This window comes from Pseudonocardia sp. KRD291 (genome assembly GCF_019263595.1).
Taxonomy (GTDB): Bacteria; Actinomycetota; Actinomycetes; order Mycobacteriales; family Pseudonocardiaceae; genus Pseudonocardia.
In genome coordinates, this window is sequence record NZ_JADQDD010000329.1 from 1 (window position 1) to 6,296 (window position 6,296).

6 protein-coding genes are annotated in these 6,296 nt (G+C 73.9%); 3 read left to right on the forward strand and 3 right to left on the reverse strand.

The features are described 5' to 3' along the window. The coding region (locus I4I78_RS28605; protein WP_218614616.1) for a helix-turn-helix domain-containing protein at positions 1-279 on the forward strand (279 nt) is incomplete at its 5' end. 24 nt (positions 280-303) lie between these two features. Here I4I78_RS28605 and I4I78_RS28610 read toward each other — a convergent pair. Genes I4I78_RS28610 through thyX form a run of 3 tightly spaced genes read right to left on the reverse strand, consistent with a single transcriptional unit; the run spans position 304 to position 4,399 of the window. Continuing rightward, positions 304-1,983 (reverse strand): acetolactate synthase large subunit, encoded by a 1,680-nt coding sequence (locus I4I78_RS28610; protein ID WP_308252424.1) that lies wholly within the window; start codon positions 1,981-1,983, stop codon positions 304-306. 50 nt (positions 1,984-2,033) lie between these two features. Then, complete coding sequence (locus I4I78_RS28615; protein WP_218614617.1) at positions 2,034-3,572, reverse strand: CoA-acylating methylmalonate-semialdehyde dehydrogenase; 1,539 nt, start codon at positions 3,570-3,572, stop codon at positions 2,034-2,036. Positions 3,573-3,613: 41 nt separating this feature from the next. Further along, positions 3,614-4,399, reverse strand: a complete 786-nt coding sequence (gene thyX / locus I4I78_RS28620; protein WP_218614618.1) for an FAD-dependent thymidylate synthase — start codon at positions 4,397-4,399, stop codon at positions 3,614-3,616. 120 nt (positions 4,400-4,519) lie between these two features. On the opposite strand from thyX, the gene I4I78_RS28625 reads away from it, so the two are divergent. Both I4I78_RS28625 and I4I78_RS33600 read left to right on the forward strand, forming a co-directional pair. Further along, positions 4,520-5,098, forward strand: a complete 579-nt coding sequence (locus tag I4I78_RS28625; protein ID WP_218614619.1) for a toxin-antitoxin system HicB family antitoxin — start codon at positions 4,520-4,522, stop codon at positions 5,096-5,098. A gap of 51 nt (positions 5,099-5,149) precedes the next feature. Then, positions 5,150-6,178, forward strand: coding sequence for a DUF4097 family beta strand repeat-containing protein (locus tag I4I78_RS33600; RefSeq protein WP_218614620.1), 1,029 nt, complete (start codon positions 5,150-5,152; stop codon positions 6,176-6,178). The last annotated feature ends 118 nt before the right edge of the window (positions 6,179-6,296 follow it).

A 6,296-nucleotide genomic window follows, 5' to 3' on the forward strand; every position in this document is an offset into this window, starting at 1 on the left:
CACATCATGATCGACGGTCTGCCCGCCCGGGAACGGGTGACACTGCTGCTCGGGCACCTGGTGGAGGCCTACGGCGAGGTCTCGCTGGACACCTCGACCCGGCTCTCGATCCGCCCCGCCGTCGACGAGCTCGCCCTGATGGTCGGGCTGACCCGGGTCACGATGAGCCGCGAGCTGTCCCGCCTCGTCGCCGAGGGTGTCCTGGTCAAGGACGGTCGCGCCATCGTCGTGCGGGACCTGCCGGCCCTGCGCCGACGCGTGCACGCCGTCGCCGTCTGAGCCCGCGGAGTCCGGCGCTCCGGCTCAGAACGGGCCGGTCAGCTCGCCCAGACGCTCGGTGAGCCGCAGGTTCTCCCGGTAGTCCACCGGGCAGGCGACGACCGAGACCCCTCCCGAGTCCAGCGCCGTGCGCAGCGTCGGCCACAGCTCCTCCGCCGACTCGATCCGGTACCCGGCCGCGCCGAAGCTCTCCGCGTAGGCCACGAGGTCCGGGTTGCCGAACCGGACCTGGGAGTGCCGGCCCAGCTCCAGGTCCATCTTCCACTCGATCAGGCCGTAGGCGTCGTCGACCCAGACCAGCACGGTCAGCGGGATCTGCTCCCGGATCGCGGTCTCGATCTCCTGCGAGTGCATCAGGAACGCACCGTCGCCGACGGCCGCCAGCACCTTGCGCCCCGGCTCCACCAGCGCCGCCGCCAGAGCCCCGGGCAACGCGAAACCCATCGTGGACAGGCCGTTGGAGAGCAGGCACGTGTTCGGCGCGTACGTCGGGTAGAGCCGCGCCATCCACATCTTGACCGCACCGGTGTCGGCCAGGACGACGTCGCGGCGGCCGAGCGCGGCGCGGGTGTCGGCGACGATCCGCTGCGGCGCCAGCGGGAACCGGTCGTCGGACCGGCCGCGGGCGAGCTCGTCGGCGAGCATGTCGCGGATGCCGGACGAGGAGCGCGCACCCCCGGGGAACGGCCCGGGCGCGGCCGCCCCCAGGGCCTCGAGCGACCGCGAGATGTCGCCCTCGATGCCCGTCGAGAGCCGGTAGTGGTCGTCCACCTCGGCCGGGAACCGGTGCACGTGCACGATCTCCTTGTCCCGGTTCGGGTTGATCTTGACCGGGTCGAACTCCTGCAGCTCGTAGCCGATCGCGACGATCGCGTCGGCGTCGTCGAAACCGAAGTTGGCGTAGTCGTGGCGCATGAACCCGACCGCACCCAGGGCCAGGCGGTGGTCGTCGGGGAACACGCCCTTGCCGTGGAACGTGGTCGCCACCGGCACGTCCCACTGCTCGGCGAGAGCCAGCAGCGCCGCGCCGGCCCCGTCCCGCGCGGCGCCGTGCCCGGCCAGCAGGATCGGCGCCCGGGACCGGGACAGGACCTCGGCCGCCCGCGCGACCTGTCCCGGTGACGGCTCCTCCGCGCGCACCCGGTCCGGCGGCATCGGCGCCGTCCCGGGTGGGGCCGCGGCCGCCTCGACGTCCTCCGGCACGGCGAGGTAGGTCGCGCCGGGACGCTCGGTCTGCGCCGTCTTGAACGCACGGCGGACCATCTCCGGTACCGCGTCGGGGGTGAACACCAGCTCGGACCACTTGGTGATCGGGCGGAACAGGCTGACCAGGTCGACGGCCTGGTGCGACTCCTTGTAGATCCGGTCCAGCCCCACCTGCGCGGACAGCGCCACCATCGGCGTGGAGTTGGTGGTCGCGTCGGCCACGCCGAGCTGCAGGTTGATCGCCCCGGGCCCGAGCGTCGCCGAGCAGACCCCGGCCTTCCCGGTCAGCCTCCCCACGATCTCGGCCATGAACGACGCCGCCTGCTCGTGCCGGGTCAGCACGTAGCGGATCGACGAGGCCTCCAGCGCGTCGACGAGCCCGATGTTCTCCTCACCCGGGATACCGAAGACGTACTCGACGCCCTCGGCCTCGAGGCAGCGCACGATCAGGTGGGCCGTGGTGTCGCCGTCCTGCGAGGTCCCGTCCTGCGAAGTCACGGCCCGGACCCTACGACCCCACACGGCCGACCGGCGACGGGTGTCGGGCGTCAGCTGTTCTGCGGGAACCCGAGGTCCAGGCCGCCGTGGGACGGGTCGAGCCAGCGGGTGGTGACGACCTTGCCGCGGGTGAAGAAACCCACGCCCTCGGTGCCGTGGGCGTGGGTGTCGCCGAACAGCGAGTTCTTCCAGCCGCCGAAGCTGTAGTAGGCCATCGGCACCGGGACCGGCACGTTGACCCCGACCATCCCGACCTCGACCTCGTTCTGGAACCGTCGGGCGGCGCCGCCGTCGTTGGTGAAGATCGCGGTCCCGTTGCCGTAGGGGTTGGCGTTGACCAGCTCGACGGCCTCGTCGTAGCTGTCCACCCGGACCACCGAGAGGACGGGTCCGAAGATCTCGTCGGTGTAGACGGACATGCCGGTGCCGACGTGGTCGAGCAGAGTCGGGCCGACGAAGAACCCCTCGCCGTCGGCGTCGAACTCGCCGGTGCGCCCGTCCACGACCACGCTGGCGCCCTCGGACTCGCCCGCGTCGACGTAGCCGGTGACCCGCGCCCGCGCGGCGTCGGTGATCAGCGGGCCCATGTCGCAGCCGCGCCGGCCGTCGCCGGTGCGCAGGCCGCGGGCCCGCTGCGCGATCTTGTCGACCAGGACGTCCGCGCAGCCGCCCACCGCGACCAGGGCCGAGATCGACATGCAACGCTCGCCCGCCGAGCCGAACCCGGCGTTGACGGCCTGGTCGGCGGCCAGGTCGAGATCGGCGTCGGGCAGCACCACCATGTGGTTCTTCGCCCCGCCGAGGGCCTGCACGCGCTTGCCGTGCGCGGTACCGGTCTCGTAGATGTGGCGCGCGACCGGGGTCGAGCCGACGAAGCTGACGCTCTTGATGTCGGGGTGGGACAGCAGCCCGTCGACGGCGACCTTGTCCCCGTTGAGCACGGTGAACACGCCCTCGGGCAGGCCCGCCTCACGCCACAGCTCCGCGATCCACAGCGCGGCCGAGGGCACCTTCTCCGACGGCTTGAGCACCACCGTGTTGCCGGCCGCGATCGCGATCGGGAAGAACCACATCGGCACCATGGCCGGGAAGTTGAACGGGCCGATCACGGCGACCGGGCCGAGCGGCTGGCGCACCGAGTGCACGTCGACGCCGGTGGAGGCGTTCTCGGTCGCGCTGCCCTTGAGCAGGTGCGGCATACCGCAGGCGAACTCGACGACCTCCTGGCCGCGGGCGACCTCACCGGCCGCGTCCGAGGCGACCTTGCCGTGCTCGGCGGTGATCAGCGCGGCCAGCTCCGGGGCGCGGGCGTTGAGCAGCTCGCGGAACCGGAACAGGATCTGCGTGCGCGCGCTCAGCGAGGTGTCGCGCCAGCCGGGGAACGCCGTCTTCGCCGCGGCCACCGCGTCGGCGACCTCGTCGTCGGAGGCGAACGGGACGCGGGCACTCACCGCACCGGTGGCCGGGTCGGTGACGTCGCCGAACCGTCCGCTCACACCGGCGCGGGCCGCGCCGCCGATCCAGTGCGTGAGCTCCGGCGGGCCGTCGCCCGTCGGGGCGGACAGGGTGTCCCTGAGCGTGCTCGTCATCGAGTTCCTTCCGGGGCCGTGCGGGCCGGGCGACGGGGGGCTCAGCCCTCCGTGACGAACGGGCTGGACGCGATCTGCGTGCCGTCGTCCAGGGTCTGAATCTCGAAGTCGGCGAACACGTTGGCGACCTCGCGCTGCAGGTGGCGCAGGCACTCCACGGCCAGGGCCCGGATCTCCACGTCAGCGTGCTCGGAGGCACGCATCGCGATGAAGTGGCGCCACGCGCGGTAGTTGCCGGTGACCACGATCCTGGTCTCGGTCGCGTTCGGCAGGATGGCGCGGGCCGCCTGGCGGGCCTGCTTGCGGCGCAGCGTCTTGTTCGGCACGTCGGCGAAGCGGCGCTCGAGCCCGGCGAGCAGCTCCTCGTAGGCCGTCACCGCCGCCGCCGACGCCTCGGCGAACAGCGCGTGCAGCTCCGGGTCGTCCGAGATCACCTCGGGCTCGACCATCGCGGCGTCCCGCTCGGGGACGTAGCGCTGGGAGAGCTGGGAGTAGGAGAAGTGCCGGTGCCGGATCAGCTCGTGGGTCAGCGACCGGGAGATGCCGGTCAGGTAGAAGCTGACCGTGCCGTGCTCGAGCACGGACAGGTGGCCGACCTCGAGGATGTGCTTGAGGTAGCCGGCGTTGGTGGCCGTGGCCGGGTTCGGCTTGCCCCAGGACTGGTAGCAGGCCCGACCGGCGAACTCGGCCAGCGCCTGGCCGCCGTCCGCGTCGGTCTCCCACGGGATGTCGGACGGTGGGAGGAACTCGGTCTTCGCGACGAGCTGGACGCCCAGCTCCGCCGACGCTCGTTCCGCCTGCGCTGGTCTCGGCACGGTCTCCGACATGTCCGCGAGGGTAACCGGGACCCCCGACAGCCTCCGCAGGCCGCCCCGCGACACCAGGGTGACGACAAGTGACGCCAGATGCGCCTTGAAAGTCGTCACGGGTGACGCCACTATGGCGTCATGGACATCACCCCGTATGTCGCGCAGCTGCGCGAGGACCTCGCCGCCGCGGCCGCGGCCGGAGACGAGCAGACCCGCCGGACCGCGGCCCTGCTCGGCTCGGCGATCGAGCCCGCCGCCCGGCTCGCGATCATGAACGCCCTCTCCGAGATGACCGCGGAGGTCACGGCGGCGCTCGGCGACCGCTCCGTGGAGCTGCGTCTCGACGGCCGCGACGTGCGTGTCTCGGTCGACGGCGCCCGCAGCGAGGCCACCGCCGACCCGACCGGCTCGACCGACAGTGGCGCCGCGGCCGGCTCCGGTTTCGGAGCCGGATTCGGGTCCGGTTTCGGGCCGGGAGCCGGGCCGTTCGGCGGCGACGCCGGCGACATCAGCCGGGTCACGCTGCGGATCGTCGAGCAGATCAAGTCGCAGGCCGAGCAGGCCGCGCAGTCACAGGGCGTCTCCCTCAACACCTGGGTCTCGCAGGCGGTGCAGGGCGCGCTGTCCGGCGCCGCGGCGCGGCACGGGCACGGCCGCCCGGGTGGACCCTCGGACGACCAGGACGGCCGCCGTCTGCGCGGATGGGTGCAGGGATGAGCGCCCCCCGGCACGGACGGCCCCGACGGCACCAGCGACACGGAGGACACCATGGACGGTGACCGCAGCGGGCCCGGCGACGCCCGCACGGAGCGCTGGGCCTGCACCGGCCCGGCCGAGCTGGAGGTCGCGATCGGCGCCGGACAGGTGCGGATCGAGCTGTCCGACACCGCGGACGAGGTCCGGGTGGAGGTACGGGCCGACCCGTCCGCGGACGGCCCGCTCGCCGACGGGCTCGGTGGGCTGCTGCGCTGGATCGGCAGCTCGGTCTCCGCGTCCGGCAACGCCACCGGCGGTGCCGGCGGGTTCCCCGGCGGCTTCCCGGGCATGGGTGGCTGGCCGGGGGCCGGCGGCGCCGGGTTCGACCCGGCCGCCGGCGGCGCACCGTGGGCGGCGGCGGGCAACGCCGCCGCCGAGGCCGTGGACGCCACCGAGATCATGTGGTCGGAGCCGGGTCGCCGGTTGGTCGTGCGCGGCCCGGAGGACCCACGGCTGGCCGCGGTGCCGCTGGCGGTCACGGTGACCGCGCCGGCGCGCTCGCGGCTGGCCTCGCGCACCGGCGCCGCGGACGTCGACGTGCGAGGGCGCGCCGGCTGGGCCGCGGTGCGGACCGGGGCCGGGTCGGCCCGCCTGGAGGAGGTCGACGGCGACGCCGACGTCACCACCGGCCACGGCGGCATCGACCTCGGCCCGGTGACCGGTCAGGCGCGGCTGCGGACCGGCTCCGGCCGTGTCGACGTCGCCGCCCTCGGCGGCTCCGCCCAGGTCAAGACGGGCAGCGGGGACATCCGGGTCGGCGAGGTGTCCGCGGACCTGTCCGTGCGGACCGGCTCCGGTGACGTCGTGCTCGCCGACGTCGTGTCCGGGGGCCTGACGCTGTCCACCGGCTCCGGCAACGTCCGGATCGGCGTGCACTCCGGCGTGAGCGCCGAGCTGGACCTGACCACCGGGTCCGGGCGGGCGCGCAGCGAGCTCGACGTCGGCTCGTCCGCCCCGGCGGGGACGACCCCGGTCACGATCAACGGACGGACCGGGAGCGGGGACGTGCTGGTCACCCGCTCGGCCCCGGTCCCCGCCTGACCGGGACGCCGCGCGCAGCGCCGCACGCCAGCAGCACCGCACGGCACAGGACCGCACGGTGGCCGGTGTCCCTGGAGGGGTGGACACCGGCCACCGGGCCGGCGCGTCAGGCGGCGCG